At 68.6% G+C, this 24,652-nt stretch carries 18 protein-coding genes and 3 pseudogenes; 7 read left to right on the top strand and 14 right to left on the bottom strand.

Annotation, left to right across the window (positions count from 1 at the left end):
- Positions 1-75: 75 nt before the first annotated feature.
- From OG413_RS35610 to zapE, 4 genes and pseudogenes are all read right to left on the bottom strand, one after another.
- Positions 76-1,427, bottom strand: a pseudogene (locus tag OG413_RS35610) (nucleobase:cation symporter-2 family protein).
- A gap of 265 nt (positions 1,428-1,692) precedes the next feature.
- A complete protein-coding gene (locus OG413_RS35605) occupies positions 1,693-3,069 on the bottom strand; it encodes an alkaline phosphatase PhoX (protein WP_266812740.1) in 1,377 nt (458 codons plus the stop codon).
- Positions 3,070-3,464: 395 nt separating this feature from the next.
- On the bottom strand, positions 3,465-3,890 hold the full coding sequence (locus OG413_RS35600) for an OsmC family protein (RefSeq protein WP_266812738.1): 426 nt from the start codon (positions 3,888-3,890) through the stop codon (positions 3,465-3,467).
- Positions 3,891-3,974: 84 nt separating this feature from the next.
- A complete protein-coding gene (gene zapE, locus OG413_RS35595) occupies positions 3,975-5,066 on the bottom strand; it encodes a cell division protein ZapE (RefSeq protein WP_266812736.1) in 1,092 nt (363 codons plus the stop codon).
- On the opposite strand from zapE, the gene OG413_RS35590 reads away from it, so the two are divergent.
- From OG413_RS35590 to msrB, 4 genes are all read left to right on the top strand, one after another.
- Positions 5,029-5,967: a pyrimidine reductase family protein gene (locus OG413_RS35590; protein WP_266812734.1), complete on the top strand. Its 939-nt coding sequence runs from the start codon at positions 5,029-5,031 to the stop codon at positions 5,965-5,967. The genes zapE and OG413_RS35590 overlap by 38 nt on opposite strands.
- A gap of 154 nt (positions 5,968-6,121) precedes the next feature.
- A complete protein-coding gene (locus OG413_RS35585; RefSeq protein WP_198953015.1) occupies positions 6,122-6,574 on the top strand; it encodes an indole-3-glycerol phosphate synthase in 453 nt (150 codons plus the stop codon).
- Positions 6,575-6,649: 75 nt separating this feature from the next.
- Positions 6,650-8,044 carry a UDP-N-acetylmuramate--L-alanine ligase gene (gene murC, locus OG413_RS35580; RefSeq protein WP_266812733.1) on the top strand — a complete coding sequence of 465 codons (1,395 nt, stop codon included), beginning with the start codon at positions 6,650-6,652 and terminating at the stop codon, positions 8,042-8,044.
- 10 nt (positions 8,045-8,054) lie between these two features.
- Positions 8,055-8,471, top strand: coding sequence for a peptide-methionine (R)-S-oxide reductase MsrB (gene msrB, locus OG413_RS35575; protein WP_266812731.1), 417 nt, complete (start codon positions 8,055-8,057; stop codon positions 8,469-8,471).
- Positions 8,472-8,516: 45 nt separating this feature from the next.
- On the opposite strand, the gene OG413_RS35570 is transcribed toward msrB, so the two are convergent.
- Positions 8,517-10,115 carry a restriction endonuclease gene (locus OG413_RS35570; RefSeq protein ID WP_266812730.1) on the bottom strand — a complete coding sequence of 533 codons (1,599 nt, stop codon included), beginning with the start codon at positions 10,113-10,115 and terminating at the stop codon, positions 8,517-8,519.
- Between the two features lie 891 nt (positions 10,116-11,006).
- On the opposite strand from OG413_RS35570, the gene OG413_RS35565 reads away from it, so the two are divergent.
- Entirely contained in the window at positions 11,007-12,947 is a 1,941-nt protein-coding gene (locus OG413_RS35565) for a nuclease-related domain-containing DEAD/DEAH box helicase (RefSeq protein WP_266812728.1), read from the top strand.
- 31 nt (positions 12,948-12,978) lie between these two features.
- Here OG413_RS35565 and OG413_RS35560 read toward each other — a convergent pair whose 3' ends face one another.
- Together OG413_RS35560 and OG413_RS35555 are read right to left on the bottom strand one after the other, a co-directional pair.
- A complete protein-coding gene (locus tag OG413_RS35560; protein ID WP_266812727.1) occupies positions 12,979-13,614 on the bottom strand; it encodes a hypothetical protein in 636 nt (211 codons plus the stop codon).
- A 161-nt stretch (positions 13,615-13,775) separates the two neighbouring features.
- Positions 13,776-14,690 carry a DNA-processing protein DprA gene (locus tag OG413_RS35555; protein ID WP_266812725.1) on the bottom strand — a complete coding sequence of 305 codons (915 nt, stop codon included), beginning with the start codon at positions 14,688-14,690 and terminating at the stop codon, positions 13,776-13,778.
- Here OG413_RS35555 and OG413_RS47175 point away from each other — a divergent pair.
- A pseudogene (locus OG413_RS47175) lies at positions 14,689-15,368 on the top strand (DUF6119 family protein). The gene OG413_RS35555 and the pseudogene OG413_RS47175 overlap by 2 nt on opposite strands.
- Before the next feature lie 238 nt (positions 15,369-15,606).
- Positions 15,607-15,816, top strand: a pseudogene (locus OG413_RS35545) (peptide-methionine (R)-S-oxide reductase); the annotation flags it as partial.
- Positions 15,817-15,849: 33 nt separating this feature from the next.
- On the opposite strand, the gene OG413_RS35540 reads toward OG413_RS35545, so the two are convergent.
- The 7 genes from OG413_RS35540 to OG413_RS35510 form a co-directional block, all read right to left on the bottom strand.
- Positions 15,850-16,320 carry a hypothetical protein gene (locus OG413_RS35540; RefSeq protein ID WP_266812723.1) on the bottom strand — a complete coding sequence of 157 codons (471 nt, stop codon included), beginning with the start codon at positions 16,318-16,320 and terminating at the stop codon, positions 15,850-15,852.
- A 201-nt stretch (positions 16,321-16,521) separates the two neighbouring features.
- Positions 16,522-17,070, bottom strand: coding sequence for a hypothetical protein (locus OG413_RS35535; protein WP_266812721.1), 549 nt, complete (start codon positions 17,068-17,070; stop codon positions 16,522-16,524).
- A 13-nt stretch (positions 17,071-17,083) separates the two neighbouring features.
- Positions 17,084-19,363 (bottom strand): hypothetical protein, encoded by a 2,280-nt coding sequence (locus OG413_RS35530; RefSeq protein WP_266812720.1) that lies wholly within the window; start codon positions 19,361-19,363, stop codon positions 17,084-17,086.
- A 129-nt stretch (positions 19,364-19,492) separates the two neighbouring features.
- On the bottom strand, positions 19,493-21,916 hold the full coding sequence (locus OG413_RS35525; protein WP_266812719.1) for a GTPase-associated protein 1-related protein: 2,424 nt from the start codon (positions 21,914-21,916) through the stop codon (positions 19,493-19,495).
- 165 nt (positions 21,917-22,081) lie between these two features.
- Positions 22,082-22,387, bottom strand: a complete 306-nt coding sequence (locus tag OG413_RS35520; RefSeq protein ID WP_266812717.1) for a DUF397 domain-containing protein — start codon at positions 22,385-22,387, stop codon at positions 22,082-22,084.
- Positions 22,384-23,250 (bottom strand): helix-turn-helix transcriptional regulator, encoded by an 867-nt coding sequence (locus OG413_RS35515; RefSeq protein ID WP_266812716.1) that lies wholly within the window; start codon positions 23,248-23,250, stop codon positions 22,384-22,386. Before OG413_RS35515 ends, OG413_RS35520 begins: the two co-directional genes overlap by 4 nt.
- Positions 23,251-23,403: 153 nt before the next feature.
- On the bottom strand, positions 23,404-24,429 hold the full coding sequence (locus tag OG413_RS35510; RefSeq protein WP_266812715.1) for a MarR family transcriptional regulator: 1,026 nt from the start codon (positions 24,427-24,429) through the stop codon (positions 23,404-23,406).
- Between the last annotated feature and the right edge of the window lie 223 nt (positions 24,430-24,652).

Here is a 24,652-nt window from a genome sequence, read left to right as displayed (position 1 = left end):
AGAAGGGTCAGAGCGGCCAAACGCGTAACTTTCCGTTCAAATAGGGTCACTGACGGAAAGTAGCTGATGTGATGATCAGGAGATGTTCACGGCGCTCCGGATGCCCCGTTCGGCCGACGCCACCTGCTCCGGCAGCTGCGCATCTGCCTGCTCCGGCAGTTCCGTATCCACCTGCTCCGGCGGCTCCCCACCCGCCTTCGGTGTCCCACGCCCCCAAGAGGTGTGGTGGAACAACAGATTGAGCAGGAACGCCGTGAACGCGGCGCTCGTGATGCCGCTGCCCACCACGATCTGCGCCCAGGACGGGAAGCCGTCGTAGATGCCCTCGGAGACCTCGGGCAGCAGCCCCGCCCCCAGCGCCACCGCCGCGATCGTCATGTTGTGCCCCTGGTCCAGGTCGACCCGGCGCAGGGTGTTGACGCCGACCATGGTCACGGTGGCGAACAGGACCAGACCGGCCGCGCCCACCACGGGGCCGGGCAGCGCGGCCACCAGTTCGCCGAGCCGGGGGATCAGTCCGAGCAGCACCAGCATGCCGCCCGCCACCGCCGTGACGTAGCGGCTGGAGACCCTCGTCAGCCGGATCAGGCCGATGTTCTGGGTGAAGACGGTGTCCATGAAGGAGTTCATGGTGCCGCCGAGCACACCGGACAGCCCGTCCGCGGCGAGTCCGCGTGCCAGGTCCTTGTCCGTGACGGGGCGTCCGGTGGCCTCGCCCACCGCCTCATCGTGGCGGTCGACTCGGTGAAGATCACCAGCATCACCACGCACATGGAGATCACCGCGGACGGCGGGAACTCGGGCGCCCCGAAGTGGAACGGGGCGGCCAGCCCCACCCAGTCGGCGTCGGACACCCCGGAGAAGTCGGTCAGGTCCAGCGGGATCGCGGCCACCGTGCCGACGACGAGCGCGACCAGGATGCCGATCTGTCCGGCGAAGCCGCGGGCGAAGCGGGCGAACAGCACGATGAAGACGATGACCCCGGCGGCCAGCGCCAGCCGGGTCGTCGAGGCGTGGTCCGCCGCCTCCGGATCGTTGCCGGTGATCATTCCGGCGGCCACCCCGATCAGGGACAGCCCGACGACCGTGATCACCACCCCGCTGACGAGCGGCGGGAAGAACCGCACCAGCCGGGCGAACGGCACGGCGATCAACAGCCCGAAGAGCCCGGCGGCGAGCATCGACCCGTATACCGCCCGCATGCCGTACTCGCCCGCTATCAGGATCATCGGCGTCACCGAGGCGAAGGTCGCGCCGGTCACGATCGGCAGCCTGATGCCGAAGACCTTGCCGATGCCGAGGCTCTGGACCAGGGTGATCAGACCGGCGACGAGCAGATCCGCGTTGATCAGCAGACCGATCGTGGAGGTGGGGAGTCCGGCCGCCGCCCCGAAGACCAGCGGCACCGTGACGCAGCCGGTGTACATGATCAGTACATGCTGGAAGCCGAAGGCCGCCAGCTTCCCCAGGGGCGGGCGGCGGTCGACGGGATGCGTGTCCCGAGCCTGCGGTGAATCGTCCATGCCATGCCCTCCGTGCTGGTCCCAGCGGTGGAGAGCATTGAGCCAGGCGTTCTTTGAGGGCGTGCGGCCGTTCGATTACGCCGCTGTTACGGGGGTGGCGCGGGCGATCCGCACCACCCCCGATGAGGGCTCAGCCGGTCAGGACCACCCTTGATGAGGGCTCAGCTGGTCAGCGCCATGGTCCGGTCACCGCGAACGTCGTGCCCGGCGTATAGCAGTTGACGAACATCGTCCCGCCGTCCGGGGAGAAGGTGACGCCCGCGAACTCGCCCCACTCCGGCTCCTCCGGCGTCCCGATGTTCTGCCGGCCGCGCGCCATGGCGTACACCTCACCGCCTCGCGTCACCCCGAGGACGTGCTGTGCGCCACCCCCGTCCTCACACACCATCAGCCCGCCGTCCGAGGCCAGGCAGATGTTGTCCGGGGACTCGCCGGGCAGCTGGATGTCGGTGTCGGGACCGAAGACGACGACCAGCGTGAGCCGGCGCTTCTTCGGCTCGTACCGCCACACCTGGCCGAAGTGGTCGGCCGCGGAGCCCTCCGAGTGGCGGGCGAAGCTGGAGACGAAGTAGACGGACGAGCCGCCCCAGTAACAGCCCTCCAGCTTCTGGGCGTGGGTGATGCCCTTCGGCCCGAAGTCCTGGAGCCGGATCGGGGTCTCGGCGGCCAGCGGATCGGGTACGGGAACCCACTCGACCCGGTCGAAGCTGGCACCCGTCTCCTGGACGGCGGAGAGATCGGCCAGTCCCGGCACCCGCATGGCCTCCAGCGCGCCGCCGGCCCGCAGCGAGCCGGTGCCGCCGAGCGGCTTCTCGGGCAGGAAGCGGTAGAAGAGCCCGAACGGCTTGTCGAACGCGTCCTCCGTCTCGTACACGACCCCGTTCTTCGGATCGATCGCGATGGCCTCGTGCTGGAAACGGCCCATCGCGGTCAGCGGAACGGCCCCGGTGCGGTGCGGATCGGCGCCGTCCACCTCGAAGATGAAGCCGTGGTCCTTGGTGTACCCGTTGGTCCCGGCCTTGTCCTCGGTCTCCTCGCAGGTCAGCCAGGTGTTCCAGGGAGTGGGGCCGCCCGCGCAGTTCACCGCCGTACCGGCGATGGCGACGCGCTCGCCCAGCACTCTGTTACGGCTGTCCAGCTCCAGGGCCGTACAGCCGCCCTTGCCCACCGGGTCGTAGGTGAGGCCCTCGACGGTCGGGACGCCGATCTTGCCGGTGACCTTGTTCTCGTGGTTGCGGACGAGATGGACGCGGCCGTGACGGCCCGCGAAGGCGGCCATCCCGTCGTGGCGGCTGGGTACCCGGCCCTCGCCGGAGCGCATCGGGTCGCCCTCCCGTGACAGCACCCGGTAGCGGAAGCCCTTCGGCAGATCGAGCAGGCCGTCCGGGTCGGTGACCAGGGGCCCGTAGCCGCTGTGCCCCCGTGCGGCGGCGGTGCCCGCGAAGAGTTCGGAGAAGGCCCCGGCGAAGGCGATCGAGGCGGCGGTCGCGCCGCTGCCGGCCAGGACCTGTCGTCGTGTGGCGAGTCGTCGTGGTGCTGAGGACATGAGGCAACTCCCTGTTGGCGGACAGGTGAAGTGACTCGCATGTGTGTACCACGCGTGATGCCCCACGGGAACCAGGCGGGCCACCGTGCCCGTGGTGTCCCCGGTGGCATGGGCGATTCCGGTGACACCGGGGGCGGCGGACGGCCTGCGGGGGCCTGGAGGGTCTGGAGGGTTTGGGGGGAGAGAGTCCCGGGACCTGTCGGCCCCGGGAGACCCACCCACCGGCCGCACGGGGCGGCCACGACGGCGACGACCGTCAGGCCGGGGCCGCAGTGTGAGCGACCGTCAGGCCAAGGCGACCGTCAGGCCGGGATCGCCGTGACGGAGCGACTGTCAGACAGGGGCCGCCGCGACGGAGAGACCGTCAGCCGGGGCCGCCGCCGTGTGAGCGACCGTCAGGCCAGCGAAGCCGTGAGGGTGATCGTCGTGCCCGTCAGCGCCTGGCTGACCGGGCAGTTCGCCTTGGCGTCCTCGGCCGCCTTCACGAAGCCCGCCTCGTCCAGACCGGGCACCTCGCCCTCGACCGTGAGGTGGATACCGGTGATGCCGGTACCGGGCTGGAAGGTGACCTCGGCCTTGGTGTTCAGCCGGGTCGGCGGGGTACCGGCCGTGGCGAGACCGTTGGACAGCGCCATCGAGAAGCAGCTGGAGTGCGCGGCCGCGATGAGCTCCTCGGGGCTCGTCCTGCCGTTCGCCTTCTCCGCGCGCGACGGCCAGGAGACCTCGTACTCGCCGATGCCGGAGGAGTCGAAGGTGACGACGCCCTTGCCCTCGATCAGGTTGCCTTCCCAGACCGTGTGCGCCTGACGCGTGGTAGCCATGCTGGATCCCTTCAAACAGTGTGCGCGGTTGTACGGGACGTACGAGGCACGCCCTTGTACCTCTCGGGTGTTACGCCCCCGAACCTACTGCGCCACCAGCCCCTTCGCGTCACGCGCCAGTGCTGTCAGCCGGGAGATTGCCCGGAAGTACTTCTTCCGGTACCCGCCGTTCAGCATCTCCTCGCTGAACAGCCGGTCGAACGGCCGGCCGGAGGCGAGCACCGGCACCTCCCGGTCGTACAGCCGGTCCGCGAGCACCACCAGGCGCAGCGCCGTCGACTGGTCGGGCACCGGCTGGACATCGGTGAGGCAGACCGCGGTGAGCCCGTCGGTCAGCGCGCCGTACCGGCTCGGATGGACCCGGGCCAGATGGTCGAGCAGCCCGGGGAAGTCGTCGAGGGCGGCGCCCGGCGTGGCGTACGCCGCCGCGGTGACCTGCTCGTCCGAGTAGGGCGGCGGGGCCTCGGGCAGCCCCCGGTGCCGGTAGTCCTCGCCGTCGATGCGCAGCGGGCGGAAGTGCGAGGACAGGCCCTGGATCTCGCGCAGGAAGTCGGCGGAGGCGAAACGGCCCTCGCCGAGCTTGCCCGGCAGCGTGTTGGAGGTCGCGGCCAGCGCCACCCCGGCCTCGACCAGCCTGCTGAGCAGCGAGGACACCAGCACCGTGTCACCCGGGTCGTCCAGCTCGAACTCGTCGATGCACAGCAGCCGGTGCCCACTGAGCGTCCGCACGGTCTGCTGGAAGCCCAGCGCGCCCACGAGGTTGGTCAGCTCCACGAACGTACCGAACGCCTTCAGCGACGGGGCGGCGGGCGTGGCGTGCCAGAGCGAGGCCAGCAGATGGGTCTTGCCGACGCCGTAACCACCGTCGAGGTACACCCCGCGCGGTCCGGTCGGCGCCGCGGGCCTCCTGCTGAACCACTTGCGCTTCCCCGCCCCCGTGGCGTGCGCCCCGCCGAGCCCGGCGGCGAACCCGGCGAGCACGGTGACCGCCTCGGTCTGACTCGGCTGGTTCGGGTCGGGTACGTACGTATCGAAGCGCACCGAGTCGAAGCGCGGCGGTGGCACCATCTCCGCGACCAGACGGTCGGCGGGGACGTGCGGCTCGCGGGCGCACAGGGACAGCGGGGCCGTTTCAGCTATGGGGCTCGGCCCCGGAACGGCGGTGGATGACGACACAACGGTCCACCTTAAGCGTCATGCCAGACTGCACGGCATGCGAAGCCTGTTCCCTGTGACGGACCTGACAACCGGCGCGACGGCCCCGACGACCCGGGCGACGGACCCGACGGCCACCGGCGCGAACGCCGGGAGCGGCGATCACGACCACGCCCGCGCCCACGCCCGCGATCACGCCGGGGACCGTGAGTGGACCCTCGACGAGCTGGCCGACGCCTACGCCTATCCCGAGCAGGACGGCCCCTGGCTGCGCGCCAACATGGTCTCCACGCTCGACGGGGCCGCCCAGCACGACGGCCGCTCGCAGGGCATCTCCTGCGCCTCGGACATGCGGATCTTCGGCACTCTGCGGGGGCTGGCCGATGTGGTGATCGCCGGTGCGGAAACGGTACGCCTGGAGGGCTACCGGCCCGCGCGCGCCAGGGACGCCTTCGCGGCGCGGCGGGCGGCCGCCGGGCAGGGCCCCGCGCCCGCGATCGCCGTGGTGACCGGAAGCCTGGACCTGGACTTCTCGCTGCCGCTCTTCACCGAGCCGCTGGTGCCGACCCTGGTGGTGACCGGTGCCGGGGCCCCGCCCGCCCGCATCGACGCGGCCCGGAAGGCGGGCGCCGAGGTGGTGATCGCGGGGGAGGGCACCCGGGTGGACCCCGTCAGGGCCGTACGCGAACTGGCGGACCGCGGTCTGACCCGGCAGCTCACGGAGGGCGGGCCGCGGCTGCTCGGGCAGTTCGTGGCGGCGGGCGTACTGGACGAGATGTGTCTGACGCTCTCCCCGATGCTCACCGCGGGGGATGCCCAGCGGATCGCGGGCGGCCCCTCGGTGGCGGTGCCGGAACGATTCGCCCTGGCGTCGCTCCTGGAAGAGGCCGGGTTCCTCTTCACTCGCTACCGTCGGATCTGACACTTAGCGGAATTTGTCGTTCCGCTTTGCTCCGGGTGGGCACACTTACTCCAGCAGACCCCGTGGGAACGCGGGGAAGGATGGTTTCAGCAGCGACCGTCGACGGTCGATGAGACGAAGTGGAAGGGCGCCTGTCGTGTTCACAAGCGTTTTGATGATCGAGAAGCCCCTCACTCCCGAGGACGTGGACTTCGTCACCACCCTCCACGGGGAGGAGCGGATCTCGTTCGTCGTCCTGATGCAGCCGCGCGGCGACCAGGCCGACGTACTGCTGCGCGCGATCGACGACGTGGCCATGGGGGAACTGAAGGACGCGACGCGCGAGGGAGAGGAACCGGAAGGCAGGAACGCCCGGGAGCCCGCCGAACTGGCCCTCGAATTCTCGCTCCGGGCCCTGCGCGAGGCCGGTTCCGAAGCGGTCGGACAGGTGATCGAGGACCACCCCCTGGACAAACTGAAGTCCGTGGTGGACGACGCGAGGGCGGACGAGGTCATCGTGCTGACCGCCCCGCACTACGTGGAGGAGTTCTTCCACCGGGACTGGGCCTCCCGGGCCCGTCACAAGGTCGGCGTACCGGTGCTCAAGCTCTTCGCGCACAGCGAATAGGCTGGGGGGCCGTTACTCGCGCCGGGCCCGCACCGGGCTCGCGCCGAATTCGTACCGACCCTGGGAGACACGCGCATGGCACCCGGTATTCCTGCCGCCATGGAACGGCCGCACTTCATCGGCATCGGCGGCGCCGGAATGTCGGGCATCGCGAAGATCCTCGCCCAGCGCGGCGCGAAGGTGGCGGGCAGTGACTCCAAGGAGTCGCCCACCGCCGAGGCCCTGCGCGCGCTGGGGGCGACCGTCCACATCGGGCACGCCGCCACTCATCTGGCGGACGACGCGTCCTGCGTGGTCGTCTCCAGCGCCATCCGCGCCGACAACCCCGAGCTGGTCCGCGCCGCCGAGCTGTCCATCCCGGTGGTGCACCGGTCCGACGCGCTGGCCGCCCTGATGGAGGGCCTGCGCGCCATCGCGGTGGCGGGCACCCACGGCAAGACGACCACCACGTCGATGCTCGCCGTCGCCCTGTCCGAGCTGTCCCTCGACCCCTCGTACGCCATCGGCGGCGATCTGGAGGGCCCCGGCACCAACGCCACGCACGGCGAGGGGGACATCTTCGTCGCCGAGGCGGACGAGAGCGACCGCAGCTTCCAGAAGTACGACCCCGAGGTCGCGATCGTCCTCAATGTCGAGCTGGACCACCACGCGAACTACGCGTCGATGGACGAGATCTACGAGTCCTTCGAGACCTTCGTCGGCAAGGTCGTCCCCGGCGGCACGCTGGTGATCGCCGCCGACCAGGCCGGCGCGGTCGAGCTGACCCGGCGGGTCCGTGACCTCTCCTCGCTGAACGTCGTCACCTACGGCGAGTCCGAGGGCGCCGACGTCCGCGTCCACAAGGTCACCCCGCGCGGTCTGACCAGCGAGCTCACGGTCGTCCTGAACGGGAAGTACCTCACGTTCACCGTCTCCGTTCCCGGCCGCCACTACGCCCACAACGCGGTCGCCGCGCTCGCCGCCGGGGTCGCCCTCGGTATCCCGGCCCACAACCTCGCGTCGGCCATCGGCAAGTACACCGGGGTCAAGCGCCGCCTCCAGCTCAAGGGCGAGGTGGCGGGCGTCCAGGTCATCGACAGCTACGCGCACCACCCCACCGAGATGACCGCCGACCTGGAAGCCATGCGCGGCGCCGCCGTGGACGCCCGCCTCCTGGTCGTCTTCCAGCCCCACCTCTTCTCCCGCACCCAGGAGCTGGGCACCGAGATGGGCCAGGCCCTGGCGCTGGCCGACGCGTCCGTCGTCCTGGACATCTACCCGGCCCGCGAGGACCCGATCCCCGGCATCACCAGCGCCCTGATCATCGACGCGGCGAGGGCGGCGGGCGCCGACGTGGCCGCCGTCCACGACAAGACCACGATTCCCGAGATCGTCGCGGGAATGGCGAAGCCCGGCGATCTCGTTCTCACCATGGGAGCGGGCGATGTCACCGACCTCGGCCCGCAGATCCTGGACCACCTGTCGAGCTGAGGAGCGGGACGTGTCGTACGACGTCGACAAGCCGGACGAACAGTGGCGGGCGGAGCTCTCGTCAGCCGAGTACGCGGTGCTGCGCCAGGCCGGCACCGAGCCCGCGTTCGTGGGCGAGTACACCGACACCAAAACGGCGGGCGTCTACTCCTGCCGGGCCTGTGGGGCGGAGCTGTTCCGCTCCGACACCAAATTCGAGTCGCACTGCGGCTGGCCGTCCTTCTACGACCCGAAGGACACCGACGCGGTCGAGCTGATCCAGGACAGTAGCCACGGCATGGTCCGCACCGAGGTGCGCTGCGCCCGCTGCGGCTCGCACCTGGGCCATGTCTTCGAGGGCGAGGGCTACCCGACCCCCACGGACCAGCGCTACTGCATCAACTCGATCTCGCTGAGACTGGCGCCGGACGACGACAACGGGAGCTGAGTCCGGACCGACCCGGCCTCTCGGCGAGTCGAGCGTGAGGCCGGCTCACGGGCGTCGGCGCTTCGGAGGGATCGGGCCGGCGATGACGTCCTTGCCCAGATGCTCTTTGACCAGATAGACGAGTTCCGACCCCTCGATCAGCTGTAGGCGGCCGTGTGAGGCGGCGAAGGCGTGACTGGCGCGACCGAACCACGAGGTCGTGATCAGGATTCCCTTCGCCGCTCGCTTGTGCTCTACGACACCGGCAAGCGCCTGGACCGACTCGACGCCCACGAGCTTCGCGTAGCGCTTGGCCTGGATGACGCACTCACCGTTGAAGACGGGGTCCTTGCTGATCGCCACGGCATCCACGCCCTCGTCCTTGGAGGCTTGGGTGTTCCAGGCTTCCATGCCGATGGCTTCGAAGAGCTGCCGTACCAAGTGCTCGAACTCGGTAGGTGTCAGCTGGGTCAACACAGGGCGGCTGTCGAGACCGGCAACGACGTCCATGCTGTCCATCAACCGGTATTTCGTCAGGTCGAATTCGATGATGGGACGGACCGCTTCAAGGTGGTACGGATTCGGAGAGACCAGGGCGTTGAGATGCTGAAGGCACGCTCTGGGGTCCACCTGGCTGAGCCTGAGCTTCGCGAACTGCTCCCGCTCCGTGCTGAGGGTGATCAGACAGGGGGTGACTTCCTGTCCGGTCGCGCGGTCCACCGTGGAGACGTGCCCGTTGAGCACGATGCCGTCCACGATCCTCTCCGTGTCACATGCGAAGACCTCATGGACCGTGCGCAGGGCGCACTGGGCGAGGACTGAGGCGTAGAGCTCCTTTCGCTCCTTCTCCGGGCGTGGCAGGGCTTTCGTCTCGTCCTTGGACTTCACATAGGTGTAGCCGCGGGCCGTGGGCACGATGTCCTCAGTCGGGAGCTGGATTTCGACGAGGACGCTGCTGTCAGCAGGACGGAAGGCCACTCGGTATCGAGAGGGGAACCCCGTGGGGTGGGTGCTGGCCTCCAGGGCCTGGCCGAGAAACCACTCGACGCCCGCAGGGTCGCCGCTGAGATAGGCGGTACGGCGTTGCTCGAGTTCTTCGTTGAACTTTCTGACCTTGCGGGCGGCGGCCTCCTGTGCGGCGTCGTGCTCGGCCTTTTTCCGCTGGAGTTTCTTGCGGTGCTCGGCTTCTGCCTGGCGGTGGCGTTCCTCGGCCTGCTGGAATCTCTCCCGTTCCTGGCTCAGTTGCTGTTCGTACCGCCGTCGACCGCCGAAGAAAGTTGACAGCCCACTGGGCTCCGGCGGGGCGAACTCCTCCCAGCGGGGAGTGGGGCCTGGGCCGGGCCAGTGGCTGGCGTCGAACCGCTGCGGCCGGTGGACACGCTGCAGGCGGTTGAATGTGAGGTGAGAGCTGGACACTACGGAGTCGTGGAGCAGTTGTCGGAGTTGGTCGGCCTCGTGCTCGACTCCGGTGGTCCGGTCGGCTGCGAGCTGGTTCTGCCTGCCGACGTAAGCTTGCTGCCGCTCGCGCTCCTGGCGTTTGCGTTCGGCTTCGGCGGCTCGCTGCTGCCGTGTGTACTCACGCTCCTGCCGGAGCTGTTCACGGCTGGCCGCCGCCTGTTGGCGTTCCCATTCCTGGGTCCAATTGGTCCTGCGGCGCTGCGTCACCGCACCTCCCCTGTGCTGACTGCGGCGAGAAGATCCTACGTGCTGTGAGCGCGTGTGAACCAGCGGTTGTGCTGGTGAGAGCCGACGGTTCGCCGGGGCGGGCAAGGAGCGACAAGTTCGAGTGGTTGGGTCGGGGACGGACGGGCATCGACCGATTCCGGTGCGCAGCCCATGATTACGGCGTTGTACTGATGCCTCAGCCCGCGTAGCCGCCGGGAGAAGGCTTCGAGGCCGACGATGAGGGAATCCAGAGCCGATTGGTCGAGCTCCGAACTGTTTTCCATTGCCGTGACCCACAACGTGGGTTGTTCCTGTCGGGCCTCCTCGTTGCGCCCAGGGTGAGTTGGAAGGACACCAAGAGGACGCCGGAGGTCAGATCGGCGGCGTCCGGAGCGAGCAAGCGGATGGGAGCACTGAGGCGAATGCCGGTGGCTTCGGCGCGCGATTCGCGTGCGCGCCAACCGGGGGCCCTCGGACTCGGCCGGCCGCAGGGACAGGACGGTGCTGCTGGACATGATGTCTCTTTCGAGTCGGAGGGTTCTCGTATCCGCAGCCTTTGCGCTTTCGGCAGGGAAAGTACCGGTACTCATAAACCAGGTACGTGCCCTGGCCGACTGGTTCAGGCTGATGCTCGCCGAACCACAGGTCCAGTGCGGGTTGCTGAGCGCTCCTGCTGAGTGGAATGCGACTACCTCTCGATCCCTGCGATGCATATGCTGCGATGATCCACCGAGGGAATGGGGGCGGTGCCGGATGGGCACGGGGCCGGGTGTCTCAAGTCGAGCGCAGCAACACCGCGCGCAGGAGCGGAGGGGGGACGGGAGTTGGCAGGCGTCGGCGCACGCCGCTGCGGCTGAGCGCTGGGGGAAGGCGGACGGCTGGGAGATACAGGTGGCGGGCCACTTCCTGGCCCTCACTCAACTGCATTGGTACCTGCTGGTGGACCGGCAGTGGCCACGACGGGCTGGAGGGTGGCCTCGTGCGGAGGCCGCCGACATGGTGCTCGTCGGCCCGGGGGGAATCTTTGTCGTCGACGTCAGCGGCCGGTCTGGGCTGGCAGACCTGCACGGCGGGACCAATGCCCTGCAGGCGATGAACAGAGTGGTGGCGAAATCAGCGGGAGAGCTCGGGCTGACCCCCGTCGCGGTGCGCTCCGTCGTGGTCTTCACCCGGATCAGCGCGGATGAACCGAACGGCCATATCCGTCTCCTGGACGCACGGAACGTGCTGTCAGCACTGATCGCTGAGCGGCAGCGACTCAACCCGGCGCAGGCCAGAGCAATTGCAGAGCACCTCGCGCGAGCTTTTCCCGGGTACGAGCTCGTCCGCATCGACGAGGAGCGGACGATGGCGCCCGAGGGACAGAAGACAGACGGACTGTCCACGTCGGACTTCGTCAAGGACGAGGTGTTGCAGGCCGCACAGCGTGGTCCCATCGAGAACTGGATGACCTTTCTCGCTCCCGACCAGCTCTCCCTGGTCCGTAGGAACTGGAACGGTCCGGCACGCATCAGCGGCCCGGCCGGCACGGGCAAGACGGTGGTGGCGCTGCACCGCGCCGCTCACCTGGCGCAGGGCACGGACCGACGGATCCTGTACGTCACGTTCGCCAAAAACCTTCCGCGGGTGCAGCAGACCTTTCTGCGCACGATGGCCCCGTACGTCTGCGACCGCGTGGACTTTCGTAGCCTGCATGGATTCGCCTTGGAGTTCCTCCGGCAGCAGGACGTCGAGGTACGGCTCGACCGCGCCAAGGCCGAGACCCAGTTCAGCCGCGCCTGGGTCAAGGCGGGCAGGGACGGCCGCCTGAACGAACTCGTTCCGGACTCCCACTATTGGGACCAGGAGATCCAGTACGTGATCAAGGGCCGAGGCATCACCGACTTCGATACGTACGCAGATCTCACCCGCCGCGGCCGAGGACGTGGCACCGTTCCTCAGTTTAAGGACCGGGAGGCCGTCTGGGAGCTCTTCGAGACCTACGAAAAGCTCAGGACCCAGGCTCGTGTCCACGACTTCCAGGACGTGCTGACGATGGCGCTGGCGAAGCTGCGGGACGGAGCCGCCGAGTCCGCGCCGTATGCGTCCGTCATTGTCGACGAGGCACAGGACCTGCCGCAGGTCGCGGTCCAGATGCTGCACGCACTGGTGGACGACGCCCCCAACGGGCTCTTGCTCGTCGGAGACGGTCAACAGGCCGTCTATCCGGGAGGGTTCCGGCTCACTGATGCCGGTGTCGAGGTCAGAGGCGACCGGGGTCAAGTACTGCGCACCAACTACCGCAACGCACCACAGATCCTCTCCACCGCGCTGGAGATCGTGGCGGACGTTGCTTTCGACGACCTCGACGACACCTCAGGGAAGGGCGAGCGGGAGATCGAGCTGACCTGCCACGACGGGGTGGTTACCAAGGTCGACCGGGTCGGTGTTGAGGAGCACGACCACGAACTCGTACGAGCTCTGAAGGCCAACGGTGACCACGCGGGTTCCGCCGTGCTCTGCTTCACTCGATACGCTTTCGGGCACTACAAGCGGCTCCTGGAGGGCAACGGAATTCCCGTGTGCCTGCTGGAGGATTACGACGGGACCGCGACTGAGGCGGTGAAACTCGGTACCTACACACGGGCCAAGGGGCTCGACTTCAAGCATGTTTTCCTGCCCCGATACACCGATTCCCTGAACAGACCCACGAGCAGCCTTGCCGCCGGGGGCAGTGAGGCGGCTGCCCGCGAGCGGTACAACTTGGTGAGCACACAGTTGTATGTGGCCATGACGCGGGCCCGCGACAGTTTGTGGCTGGGCACCGTCCAGCCGTCGGCCTCCGCTCGGTGACCAGGCTCCCGGACGTCGAGGGCGGAAGATGTCAGCCGGGGGCGGGGCAGGGCCCGGGGGTAACCGGGCAGTGGTCCAGTGCATAGTCCTGCTGCGTGCCTTCGATGAAGGCGCGGTTTTGCGCGAAGGAGGGCGCGAGCCGCCGGGCGATCGGCAGAATCGTGACCTCGACGGCCCCAGCAGCACGGAGAGCCGCAGCAGCGGACTGTGCGTGTCCGCCCCGTACCCAGGTGTCCTCCAGCACGCACACATGACGGCCGGTGACTCCGCCGGGATCGGCGACGGTGAAATGCCGAGGGTCGAGTGTTCTGCGCACCTGGTCAGGCACGTGCAGCGAGGGAATCAAGGGGGCAGGCCGCCAGGAACGGGGCAGGTGCGCCGTGAGTGCGTCGAGCGGGTGCGGGCCGGGGCGTCCGCGCAGGGACGGCACCGTCGTGAGCCGGGAGACCGGCTGCCGGGATGCCGCATCGAGGCAATCGACGTGCCGCAGACCGAATGCCGTCACGAGCAGGGAAAGCCGCTGCCACGCATCGGTGGCGAAGCGCTCCTCGTCGGAGGTGAGCGCCTTGTACCGGTGCATGTCGAGGTTGGACTGCTCTCCGTCGACCGAGTACGTCAGCGGTACGACCCGGTCGGCCAGCTGCCAACCCTCCCGCTTCGCACCCAACGCATGATGGTGGCACTGCCAGCACATGGCGAACCCGGGTCGGCCCAGAGGCGCGAGACAGACGCGGCAGGTCAGGCGGGCGTCCCGGACGGGACTGCGCATCACGGAGCCGAGACGATTCCGGAACAGGGCGTGCAACGAGGCCGAAGAAGTCGTGTCGGTCATCGTGCATCGGCCAACGAGTCGTACGGCCGACGCGGATCCTGCGGGCGGTCGATGATCTCGCGCAGCGTGCGCAGGGCATCGTCCACATCCTGCGCGACATGGACGTCGGAGAATCGGAGGAAGTGCCGGGCCCAAGAGACGCGGTCCAGCACCGGCCGCATCAGGAGAACGGGACGGCCGTGCTCGACGGCCTCCCGCGCCTGGATCCGGGCGCCGCTGTGTTCGCCCGCTTCCACGACCACCGTTGCCGCCGCGTAGCCGACCATGGTCGCGTTGCGCGCGGGGAACGTGGTGCGTTCGTGCGGGGTGTCCGGCCAGAACTGGGACAGTACCGCCCCTGCTGCGGCAACCTCGCTGTGCAGGCGCCGGTTCTCCTCCGGGTAGGCGTGCCGGATGCCGGTTCCGATGATTCCGACGGTACGGCCATTGGCCGCTAGCGCCCCGCGGTGTGCCGACGCGTCGATTCCGGAGGCCAGCCCGCTGACCACGGTGATTCCGTTCCGGGCGAGCCCGTGGGCGAGGCGGCCGGCCGTGCGCAGTCCGCTCGGAGAGGCGGCACGGGAACCCACGACGGCGACGGACACCTCCTGTGGGGCCATCGTTCCCCGCCCGAACAGAACAGCCGGCATGTCGTGCGTCGTGCGCAGTCGGGCCGGGAAGTCGGCATCATCGAAAGTCAGGACGGTGATGCCGGTGCGCTCCCAGGCCGTGATGTGTTCCTGAGCGGTACGGAGGGCGTTCTCCACCGGATCGCCGAGCAGGGTCGGCTGCCCCAGTTGCGTACGCAGAACTGCGAGACTGCTTCCGGCTCCGACGGCCCGCCGGGTGAGCAGGCGCTGGCTGCTCCGTGACGGGGCGTGGCCGAGCAGTGCGACCCAAGCCGTGCGTTCCCGGTGATCCGAATCGACCATGAACCGACCCTACCGTTGTGCTCCGGAGGCCGACAGCCCACGCGTACTCGGCTCCCGTGAACGTCGGATCCATGTGGACCACTGGCTCACCGCGGAAGTGTCCGACGGGGTCGTGCACTTCTTCTACTGGCAGGAGAGGGGGTACGAGATCGGCGCCGAGCACCTCAGCGTCGTCGAGAAGCGGATCGCCGAGCTCCTCGCTCAGCCTGCCAGCGTCTCGTTGCCGCCCTGGACCATCGAAATGTGCGAGGCGGGTGAGAAGTGCGGGAAGTCTGGGAAGCATAAGAGGCACAATGCACATGACGAGGACTGGTACAACAAGAAGGTCGTCGAGCAGGACGGTTACGTGCTGCTCGACAAGAACAACCCCTCTTCGTCCAAGGGCGCGTCGGGATCGAGACGGTTCGTTTCGATCTTGAGGCCCGGAAGGACTTCCTCTCCAAGGTGGATGACCTTGCCCCCGAGTATCAGTCGGACAGATCATGCAGCTCACCGACGCTCCTCTTCGGGATCTTGCTCAAGGGCGGGGTGCAGCTCACTCCCGACTCGTTGTTCGCCTTCGCTAGGATTTCTCTCCTGCATACGGCGACGGCGCTTCAGGGAATGGGAGCTCGCCTTGAAATCGTCGCGATTTCCCGGACGGCGGGGGCCCGGGTGGCGGACGCAGCTATGGGCTGAGTTGGCGGGCGGATGCCCTTGGCTTCGGCGGCGATCTAGCTCTGCATGGGAATCTGCGCGGAGCAGCGGTCGGAGTCCGGGCATCCTGCGGTGGAGCGCTTTCCGGCCCTGATCAGTATCGCGCAGCAGTGGGTTGAGGGGCCTACGGAACTGTGCTTCGGCCGCGGCGAGATTGGGTGTGTTGTCGACACCTTGCGGATTGGAGCTGTGGATGCGGTCCGTGGGGCGTACGGGGCACGGCTGGCCGTCCTTCTACGACCCGAAGGACACCGACGCGGTCGAGCTGATCCAGGACAGCAGCCACGGCATGGTCCGCACCGAGGTGCGCTGCGCCCGCTGCGGCTCGCACCTGGGCCATGTCTTCGAGGGCGAGGGCTACCCGACCCCCACGGACCAGCGCTACTGCATCAACTCGATCTCGCTGACACTGGCGCCGGACGAGAGCTGACGCCTTCCGACAGTCGAAACCGCCGGGGCCGGATCATTCCTCCTCGGCGGTTTCCGCCGTTTCGGAGCGCAGCAGCGGGTGGATGACACCCGGAAACACCCGCGCCCGGACGACCTCCTGCGCCGACCCGCCCTGGACCACCGTCTCGGCGACGCCCCACGGGCGGCCCGCAAGACGCACGGTCAAGGTGTACGAGGACGAGCAGCCGGTGCACTCGTACCGGTCGGCCCAGGTCTCCACGTCCGTGACGCTGCCCGGGTACCGCTTCACATGCAGGTGCCAGGCATGGCAGTGGCCGCACTTCTCTCCGGGCTCACAGGTCCCGCCGCACGGACACGGTACGTCGAGAGAGTCCGCGGGCCGCCAGCGCTGCACGAGCACCGCTTCACGGGTGGCGCCCATGTCCTTCATGGCCTTGAGATTGCGGGCGGCGACGTTGTACGACTCGCCGGTGGCGGCCATCCGGTCCCGGATCACGTCCTTGCGTCCGCGGTTGGTCGTCATGCTGCTCCTCCTGGGGTTCACGCAGCCCGCCAGGAGGCCCACGAGATCGGTACTCCTAAAGGTACCCGTATCCGCCGTGCGCCCCGCCCCGGAGCGATTCCGGAACGGGGCGCCCGTGGACATACCCCGCACGACGCCAGTCCCGGTCGACGCCCTACCGGTACGTCATGGCCCGCTCTCGGGGTTCGCGTCAGTGCCGGGTCATGCGCACTTGAGTTTGTCCTTGGTGAACGTCATGAACTTCTCCAGCAACTTCGGCATCGTCTGGCGTTCGTTCTTGTCGGGCGATGCGCGCACCTCGATGCGTAGCTCCAGATACTTTCCGAGGGAGGGGCCCGAATTGGCGGTGGGTTTGCACGCGAAGTAGGTCGCAGCACCATTGTCTCGGACGATACCCTTCTCGCCCACATCGATGGGATCGGGATCAGCGGGGTCCCACGAGCTCCATTCGATGAGATCCTTCGTATCCTCAAGGCGTGCTACCGCATCGAATCCCTGGTTTCCATCGATATACACGCGACAACTCGCCTGTCGCACTCGCTCAGAAAAGTGAAAAGAATCCATCCGCAGTGTGGCCTTGTCCCCAGCGGGAAGAAGTGGAGATACCTCCTTGGGCGTGAAGGCGCCCCAACAGAACTTCTTCGGTAGTTTGGGTACGGACTTGGTCTCGCCTTCGGAGCACCCGGCTGTGACCGTAGCCAGGATCATGGATGCGGAGGTAATTGCCATGGCCTTCGCGATCTTACGCATGGATGACATGTCCTTATCGAGAGGTCGAGGCCACCAGGTCGCGGCCGGTGGAATGCGCAGCCGCTGTGGCTGTGGAGGCGGTCCCTTGGTGGTCCCTGTATTCGTCCGGAGTCATTCCCGCTGCCTTTCCCGCAGCCGCTACAGCGTTTGCGGATGCTGTCTTGGCTGCTCCTTCGGCCTGAACGTAGCCCGAGCCTGATTCGATACGTGCCGCATCCGATTTATCATCTTCCGCGCTTTTCACTACGGCGTCAGCGACGTCTTCCTGGATCCAGGTCACCACGTCGCCCCCCACAGGAATCATCTCGAGGTACTTGCCCCCTACGAGGTCAATGACGCGATTCGTCCACTTGGCGTTATCTGCCACGCCCTCGCTGTACTCCGACTCCTCATGCGTCTTGAGTTCGTGAACCGCGTGCGCTCTCGCCTCGGTCATTATTCCCGCGATCTCACCCCCAGGGTGAACGGCATTCCTCACCGCGTCTCCCATATCGACGTGTCGTTCGGGATGCTGGAAGGCGTCGCTCACGAGCGCCGTCGTGTATGCCTGCTGGGCATGTGAGATCGCGCCGTACGCCTGGGGGTCCTGGGCGACCGATCCGAGGAAGCGGGCCATCAGGGCCTTGTCGAAGTCGGCGGGCACTCCGATCGGTTTGATCTGGCCGGCCGCGTTCTCGGCGGTGGCCTGGAGGTCCGGCATGTATTCGGCGGCCATGGCGCCGAACTGCGGGGCGAGGGCGCTCAGCGGGCCGGGTGGGTCGCCCGCCTTGGCCGACACCAGTTCAGGATTCGTGCCGATCTTCTCGACGACCTTCTCCATGACCTGACTCATGTCTTTGGTGTGCCGCACCGGCGGAGCGTCGTCGTCACCGGGTACGCGTCCCGTGACGGCCGCTTCCAAGGCATTGCCCATGGCCGTCTGGCCGGGGGTGGACTCGCCGCCGACAGCGGTGTCGTACCAGTCCGACGTCGCATTTTTGTCGAGCATGTAATCGACCACGCTCTCTGCCTTCTTGCCCCCGGTCTCCTTGTCCGAGAGGGTGACGATGCCGTCCTTGTTGGTGTCGTCACGCATGTTCTCGTTGAAGAGCTCCGAAGACGCCCCGGGGTTCTTGCTCAGCGCTTCCATGAGGCCGGTGACCGGATTGAATCCCCGGCCGCCCTCGCTGTCGAGGTTGATGGCCATGTTCTGGTCGTACGGCAGGTTCTCGGACCAGATCTGCGGGTTCTTCTTGTCCATGGCGATCATGTCGCGGCCGACCGAGGTCAGGAACTGCTTGTCGTACGTGCCTTCCCGCAGGAGCGATCCCAGGGCCTGGTAGCCGTACACCTTGGTGTTGACCCCGGCGAAGCCCGAAACGTCGATCTCCTTGCGGCCCGCCTTCATGAGCTGGGTGGTCCAGGTCGCGTCCAGATGGTTCGGTATCGACGGGGTGGTGGCGAGGCCGAGCATCGCGCCCATGTCGTTCTGGATGTTGCGGACCATGGCGGCCCTGTCCTGGCCGGCGGGGCCGAGCGACGTGGCGTCCAGCGACATCCGCGTGTACGCCTCAAGGGTCCCTTCCGCCCCCAGCTTCCGGTAGAAGCCGGTGGCGAATTCCGGATCGTCGCGGTTGTCGTCGATGATCTCTTCGAGCTTCCTCAGCGCCTCGACGTTGCGGGCGGTGCCGCCCTCCCCCGTCGCCTGCTTCGTCAACGCCGCCGCGCGGTCCACCTGCTCCGCGTCGAGGCTGGAGTACTTGGGGGCGCTGAAGTCGTGCTCGTCCTTCACATTGGCTTCAAGGGCCAGCTTCAGGGATTCGTCCGCGTCGGAGCAGTCCTCGACGATGCGGTCGATCTTCGTCTGCCAGGAGGTGACAGCGGCCTTCTGCTTGCGCAGGGCCTCCGAGTAGTCCGGATCGTGGCGTGCCGCCGTGTCGGTCTCCAGGTCGTGCTGGGGCGATACCTTGCCCGTCGCGCTCACGACGACACCTGCCGCAGGAGCATCGTTGTCCCTGATCCTGACCAGTTCGTCCTGGGCGAACTTGAACGATGTGTGTGCATCCGCAAGGAGCAACTTGATGCCCCGGGCCTGCGCCGCCGCGTCCTCGAACTCTTTGGCGGTCTTGGCGATGAAGGACTTGGTGACGCCCGCGTTGACGCCTTCCCACTCCGCCTTGTCCGCCTTGGCCTTCATCCCGGTTCGGGCATCTTCGGCAAGCTGCTCCAGCTTGGACAGCATTGCGGCCCAGTCGTCGGCAGCCGCCTTCATCTTCCCGACCGGCGCGTTGACGACGTCGTCGAATTGCAGCACGTATCCCCCCGGCGGCCGCTTGGTGACGGATGAGCGCGTCGCCGCCGAGCGACAGCTTATCGAGGCATCGCGATCACCGTACGCATATGCAATGTCTCAGCCGCCATGCCCACACATTTCCGGCCAGGCTCAGCCCCGGCGGACGCGTCCCGCGATGCGTCGGCCGAGGCGGCCGAAGGTGCTGGAGCGGTTCCAGTCGCGGAAGGCGTCGGCCCGGCCGCTGCTTCCGGCGTGGCCGACCGCTGCCTCGATCCGTGCGACGTCGGCCGGGGACTGGGCGCGCACGGCGGGGCGCAGTACCTCGTTGAGGAGGGCGGAGGCGGTCGTGGTCCAGGAGCGGCCCGCGTGCGGGTAGGAGGTCCAGACGTTGAAGCAGTCCGCGGCGTAGGCGGGTTCGGACCTCAGGCGTCGGCCGACGGGCTCCGCGCGGGCCGCCCGGTCGTAGGCCGCGACGAGGCCGCCGTCATCGCTGTGGACGAAGGCGTACAGCTCCGCCTCGGGCCGGTCCGGGGCCAGGAGCTGGTCGGTCAGGGCCCCGAACGCGCGGTCCCGGACCGCCGGTTCCACGGGTTCGGCCAGTGCGCACAACGACCGGGCCCGCTCCGCCCAGCCGGGCTCGGCGGTTCCGGACCGTATCTCGCGGGCGAAGTCCAGGAGCAGCAGAGCCCCGCGTACCCGGCCCCCGATCTCCTGCGGGAAGCCGCGCAGCAGGTCATGGGCGAACGCGGCGGCGTCCTCCTCGTCGGCGGGCGCCCCCAGCGCCGCATCGACCAGGCACGACCACGTACCGGCCGCACGGTGCGAGTCCGACGTGGCCGCGTCCAGCAGCAGGCGGGCCTCACCGACAGTCGGGGCGCGGTCCCCCCACACCAGGCCCACAGCGGTCCGCAGCACCAACGGCTCGGCGAACGGCGACATCCCGGCCGCCCGCAGCACCCGGTGCCACACGGCCGCCCGGTCCCCGCCGAGGGTCGCCCGTGCCCCGCCCGCCTCGGCGCACATCCGCAGGTGCGGCAACGCCTGCGACCCGGTGAACGGCAGCGCCACCCGCTCCAGCAGCCGTTCCACCGCCCCCGGGTCGTCCGGCGCGATCCGGTCCAGGGCGCCGAGCAACGCCGTACGGACGTCGAACTGCTCGTCCAGCAGTTCCAGCAGGGTGGGCGCGAACTCCTGGGACCCCTCATCGGTCAGCAACGCGGGAGCCAGCCGACGTACGACGGTGGGCAGCAGCTCCGCGCAGTCCACGTCGAGCAGCCGGGCGACCCGCAGCAGCTGCACGGTCCGTGCCACATCGCCACCGGAACCCGTACCGGCGGCGGACAGTTCGGCCAGGATCTCCGGGCCGAGCGCGATGGCGATGGCCTCGCCCTCCGGCCCGGCGAAGGCGGCACGGCGGGGAAGTTCCACCGAGCCGTTCCCGCCGCGCACCGCTTCGGTGACCAGCATCGCGGCCAGCGGCGCGGTCGTGCTGACGGGAGCACGGCCGTCCAGAGCGCCGAACAGCCGCCCCACCGCGTCGAACTCGGGGCCGGTGCGGCCATCGACCTCCGGCGCGGTCAGCGCTTCCACCAGCTGCCGGGTGCGCCCGGCGTCCAGGGCGTAGGGCCGCTCGGCGGTCCAATCGGCGGCAGCGGCACGCTCGTTGGGGCCGAGAGCTATGCCAGCGCACAGGGCGATCACGGCAGGCGGACCGGCGGCGAAGGGCTCACCGGGCAGCTCGCTCGCCTCCCGGAACAGCTCCGGCGCCCGACTCCGCCAGATCCGGGCGGCGGTCTCCGCCCAGGCATCGTCCGTGACCACCGGCGGGCGCGACCCGGAACACGTGTGCACGCGAAATCCGTCGTCACCCAACTCCCGCGCGTCCTGCGGCAGCATGCCCACGACGCGGTGCGGGGCGGCACCCGGCCGCCGGGTATACGTGGTGAACGTCAGCTGTTCCGCGCTCTCGCTCGGCAGCGCGGCCCCGGCCAGCGCGACCCACCGGGCGATATCGGCGCTCTGCCGCTCCACGAGGACGACCGGCGGCGATCCCGGCCCCTCCTCGCTCACCCGGCGCAGATCGGAGAAGACGGCGGCCAGCCACGGCGTGCGGGAGACGGCGAAGTCGCCCAGCCCCTCGCGTACGGCCCCGGGGCCCGGCGGCAGGGCGCTGAGCGGGTCGGGTATCGCGCCGCCGGGCGTCACGGACACCCAGCGGGGGGACCGCCACGCCTCGATCGGCTGCCGGTCGCCCGGCAGCCGCGCCCCTGCGGGCAGATGCACCGCGTGCGCGTGGAACCGTACGGGAGCGGAGCCCGTACCCCGTACCGGCACCGTGCGGCAGACCAGCCGGCTTCCGTCGGACAGGGGGGTGCAGCTGAAGGACTGGGGCAGCGAGCGCAGTTCGTCGTCGGTCGGCAGATAGGGCGCCTCGCCCGGAAGCTCGTACCCGAGATACGGCTCGATCTCCGTGAGCAGGGCCGCCGGAATCCCGGACCCCACGGAGGTGAACCGGCCGCTCGCGCCCTCGTCCCCCGGCGCGGCAGAGGTGTAGTGCAACTGTTCAAGGCTCATCTGTCAGCCCTCATCGTCCCTGCCGCGACCGGTCCCCGTGCCCACCACCCATCCCGCGACCGGGTCGGGGGGAAGTCCGCAGCCGCGTGGGGGCGACGCTATCAAGGGAACAGGGCAGCGGACTGCCGCCGCTGCCCGGACCCGGCCCGCCCACCTGACCGTGGATCAGCCCTGTGCGGCGTACGCGACGAAGGTCGTCCAGGTGAGTGAGGAGAGGGCGAGCTGTGGGCCCTCGGTGATCTTGGAGTCCCGGACGTGCACGGTGCCGGGGCAGGTGGCGACCTCGACACAGGAATCGCCGTCGCCACCGCTGTGGCTGGACTTGTGCCAGGTGGCGGCGACCTCCACGCAGTCGTCACCGGAACTGCCGCTGTAGCTGGACTTGCGCCAGGAGAGGGCGACCTCGACGCAGGAATCACCGGAGCCGCTGCTGTAACTGCTCTTGAACCAGGACAGGTCTGTGATGGTCATAGCGCTCCTCGCATCTGCTGCAGCAGGCTCAGGGAGTACTCCAGGGAGTGAGCCTGTGAACGCATCCTGGCATATCGCATGAGGTAGATGCTGACCACCTTGGGGTCGGACATGAGTTGCCCGCTCTCCTGACCCTCGGAGTAGCCGAACCAGCGGTGGTCCGGGGTCTCGCAGAGCTGCATGGGGCCGTGCAAGCCCGCATGATCATGACGTACCAGTGGCATGAGCTGAATCTCGATGTTGCGCCGATCGGCCAGTTCGACGACATGGTCGATGAGTTCACGGGTGACCTCCGGTCCGCCCGTATGCCGCCGGAACAGGTGCTCTTCGACGATGAAGCTGTAGGCGGTGTTGGGCCGCTCGTGCAGCAACCGCTGCCGTTGCGTCCGGGCCGCCATTTGGGCCACGATCTGCTCGTCGTCCAGCGGCGGGAGCTGGTTGACGAACAGCGTCCGGGCGTACGCCTCCGTCTGCAACAGTCCCGGAATCAACCGGCATTCATACGTGTTGAGGCTGAGCGCCTCCGCCTCCAGTCGCGCCCACAGCCGGAACCAGCTGGCCAGCCCCGGACGCCGTGCGAGATGTTTGGCCGCTGCCCTGATCACGCCGAACGCGTCCAGTACCTCTTCCGCCCGGTCCACGAACGCCGACGGCGGGAAGCGGCGGCCCTGCTCGATGGAGGCGATGGTCGGCACCGAATACCGCACCAGCGGCGCGAACTGCTCCTGGGTCAGTCCGGCCCGTTTGCGGAACGCCTTGACGACCTCCCCGAACGCCTTGAGGCTGTCGGTGGCTTCCGGTTCCCCGCCTCCGCCCGTGGCCCCGCCGGTCATTCCACCCGTACCGCCCGCGATGTCCGTCATACCCGTTCACCTCTCGCGCCTGTCCCCAACCGCCCCCAACTCGATGGAGCCATCGTCACGTTGCGTGATCCGTACTGTCCACCGTGTGCACCCGTACGCTGACGGAGCGTACGGGTCCCGGATCTGGGCAGAGCGCGTGACGGGATGTCATGGTCACGGGATTCTCGTCAGGACGCGCAGGTGTCCGACGAGTGCGTGGACGTCCCGCGCGGCGATGGCTTCGGCGGCCGGTTCGGGGGTGGGATCGGGGCCGCCGGAGGGGGCGGTGCGGCAGGCGCGGCAGAGTCCGTCGGGGAGGGCTTCGGGGCGGCCGGGCACTCCGCACCGGGTGCACTCGACCATGGTCCGGCGTGCCGGTTCCGGTGAGGTGGCAGGGGAGACGGCTGTCGTAGCGGTGGTGGGCAGGTGGGGCGGCATCTTGTCGCGCAGGCGACGGCGGACGAAACCTCGCGGGACGTCGACCACGGCGGGGAGGCCGGAGGTGAGGGCGTGGAGGAGGTAGTCCGTACCCACGCCTCGTGCCAGCCAGGCGGCGGCCAGTTCCTCCAGCGACGCGCAGTCGGCGGCGGAGAGGGCGAGACGGGGATCGGTACGGCCGAGCCGGGCGAGGGCGAGGTAGGCGGGGGAGGGGGAGAGGGATTCCGGGGCGGGGGAGGTGGGGGAGTTGCTGTCAGAGGTGTGGGCGGCTTGGGGTCCGGCTGCGGGCGGGGCTTCCTGAGCGGGCGTCGGGGGCGGAGGGACTTCCTCGATCGGCCTCGGGGGAGCGGCCTCGGGAGTGCTCTCGTCGGAGAGGTACGCGGTCCACCACTCGTTGTCACGGGCGGTGCGGGACCAGAACGTACGGAAGACCCAGCGGACCTGCTCGCCCTCACCCACCGGGCGCCGGACCCTGCGCAGGTGGCCCGCGACCGAGAGCGCGGTGAGGGCGGTGCTGATGGCCTGCTGACCGTAGAGGGGGAGCTGTTTGGCGAGGGTCTTCACGTTCATCGCGGCGCCGTCCGGCAGCCGGTCGACGAAGGCGGCGATGTAGCGCTCCCGTTCGGGCAGCAACAGGAAGTCATCGGCGCGGCGGGGGGCCTGGCCGGGGGTGGATCGCTTGCCGTAACCGGGCTTGGCCATCGGGTTCGGGGGCGCGGATGCGGGCGCGGGCAGCGCGACGTTAAGCTTCTCTGAAGCCACGAGATCACTTTTCCTGATCTTGGGGTGAGACCCCGGCCGGTGCGCTAACACCGAGTCGGGGTCGTTTGGTTGTGTCGGCACCGTAAGCAGGCACGATGAGGCACCGCAAGTCGGTCCGGATTAGTCGTACTTGCTCGCCGAGTCGGGTAGGGAGGGTGGGGTGGTTCTTCCCCAACCCCCTTTTTTCTACCTTCGGTTGTAGAAGGAGCTCGAAGCTCGGATC

The organism is Streptomyces sp. NBC_01433 (assembly GCF_026340105.1).
Taxonomy (GTDB): Bacteria; Actinomycetota; Actinomycetes; order Streptomycetales; family Streptomycetaceae; genus Streptomyces.
The sequence above is the reverse complement of the archived record's forward strand: the minus strand, read 5'-3'. Positions and strand labels throughout refer to the sequence as shown.

What these genes read in the sequence shown, in the direction of transcription:
- OG413_RS35605 (WP_266812740.1), bottom strand. Translation starts at nt 3,069, where the DNA reads ATGTCCTCAGCACCACGACGACTCGCCACACGACGACAGGTCCTGGCC.
- OG413_RS35600 (WP_266812738.1), bottom strand. Translation starts at nt 3,890, where the DNA reads ATGGCTACCACGCGTCAGGCGCACACGGTCTGGGAAGGCAACCTGATC.
- OG413_RS35590 (WP_266812734.1), top strand. Translation starts at nt 5,029, where the DNA reads ATGGGGCTCGGCCCCGGAACGGCGGTGGATGACGACACAACGGTCCAC.
- OG413_RS35585 (WP_198953015.1), top strand. Translation starts at nt 6,122, where the DNA reads ATGATCGAGAAGCCCCTCACTCCCGAGGACGTGGACTTCGTCACCACC.
- murC (WP_266812733.1), top strand. Translation starts at nt 6,650, where the DNA reads ATGGCACCCGGTATTCCTGCCGCCATGGAACGGCCGCACTTCATCGGC.
- OG413_RS35555 (WP_266812725.1), bottom strand. Translation starts at nt 14,690, where the DNA reads ATGGTCGATTCGGATCACCGGGAACGCACGGCTTGGGTCGCACTGCTC.
- OG413_RS35540 (WP_266812723.1), bottom strand. Translation starts at nt 16,320, where the DNA reads ATGACGACCAACCGCGGACGCAAGGACGTGATCCGGGACCGGATGGCC.
- OG413_RS35535 (WP_266812721.1), bottom strand. Translation starts at nt 17,070, where the DNA reads ATGCGTAAGATCGCGAAGGCCATGGCAATTACCTCCGCATCCATGATC.
- OG413_RS35525 (WP_266812719.1), bottom strand. Translation starts at nt 21,916, where the DNA reads ATGAGCCTTGAACAGTTGCACTACACCTCTGCCGCGCCGGGGGACGAG.
- OG413_RS35520 (WP_266812717.1), bottom strand. Translation starts at nt 22,387, where the DNA reads ATGACCATCACAGACCTGTCCTGGTTCAAGAGCAGTTACAGCAGCGGC.
- OG413_RS35515 (WP_266812716.1), bottom strand. Translation starts at nt 23,250, where the DNA reads ATGACGGACATCGCGGGCGGTACGGGTGGAATGACCGGCGGGGCCACG.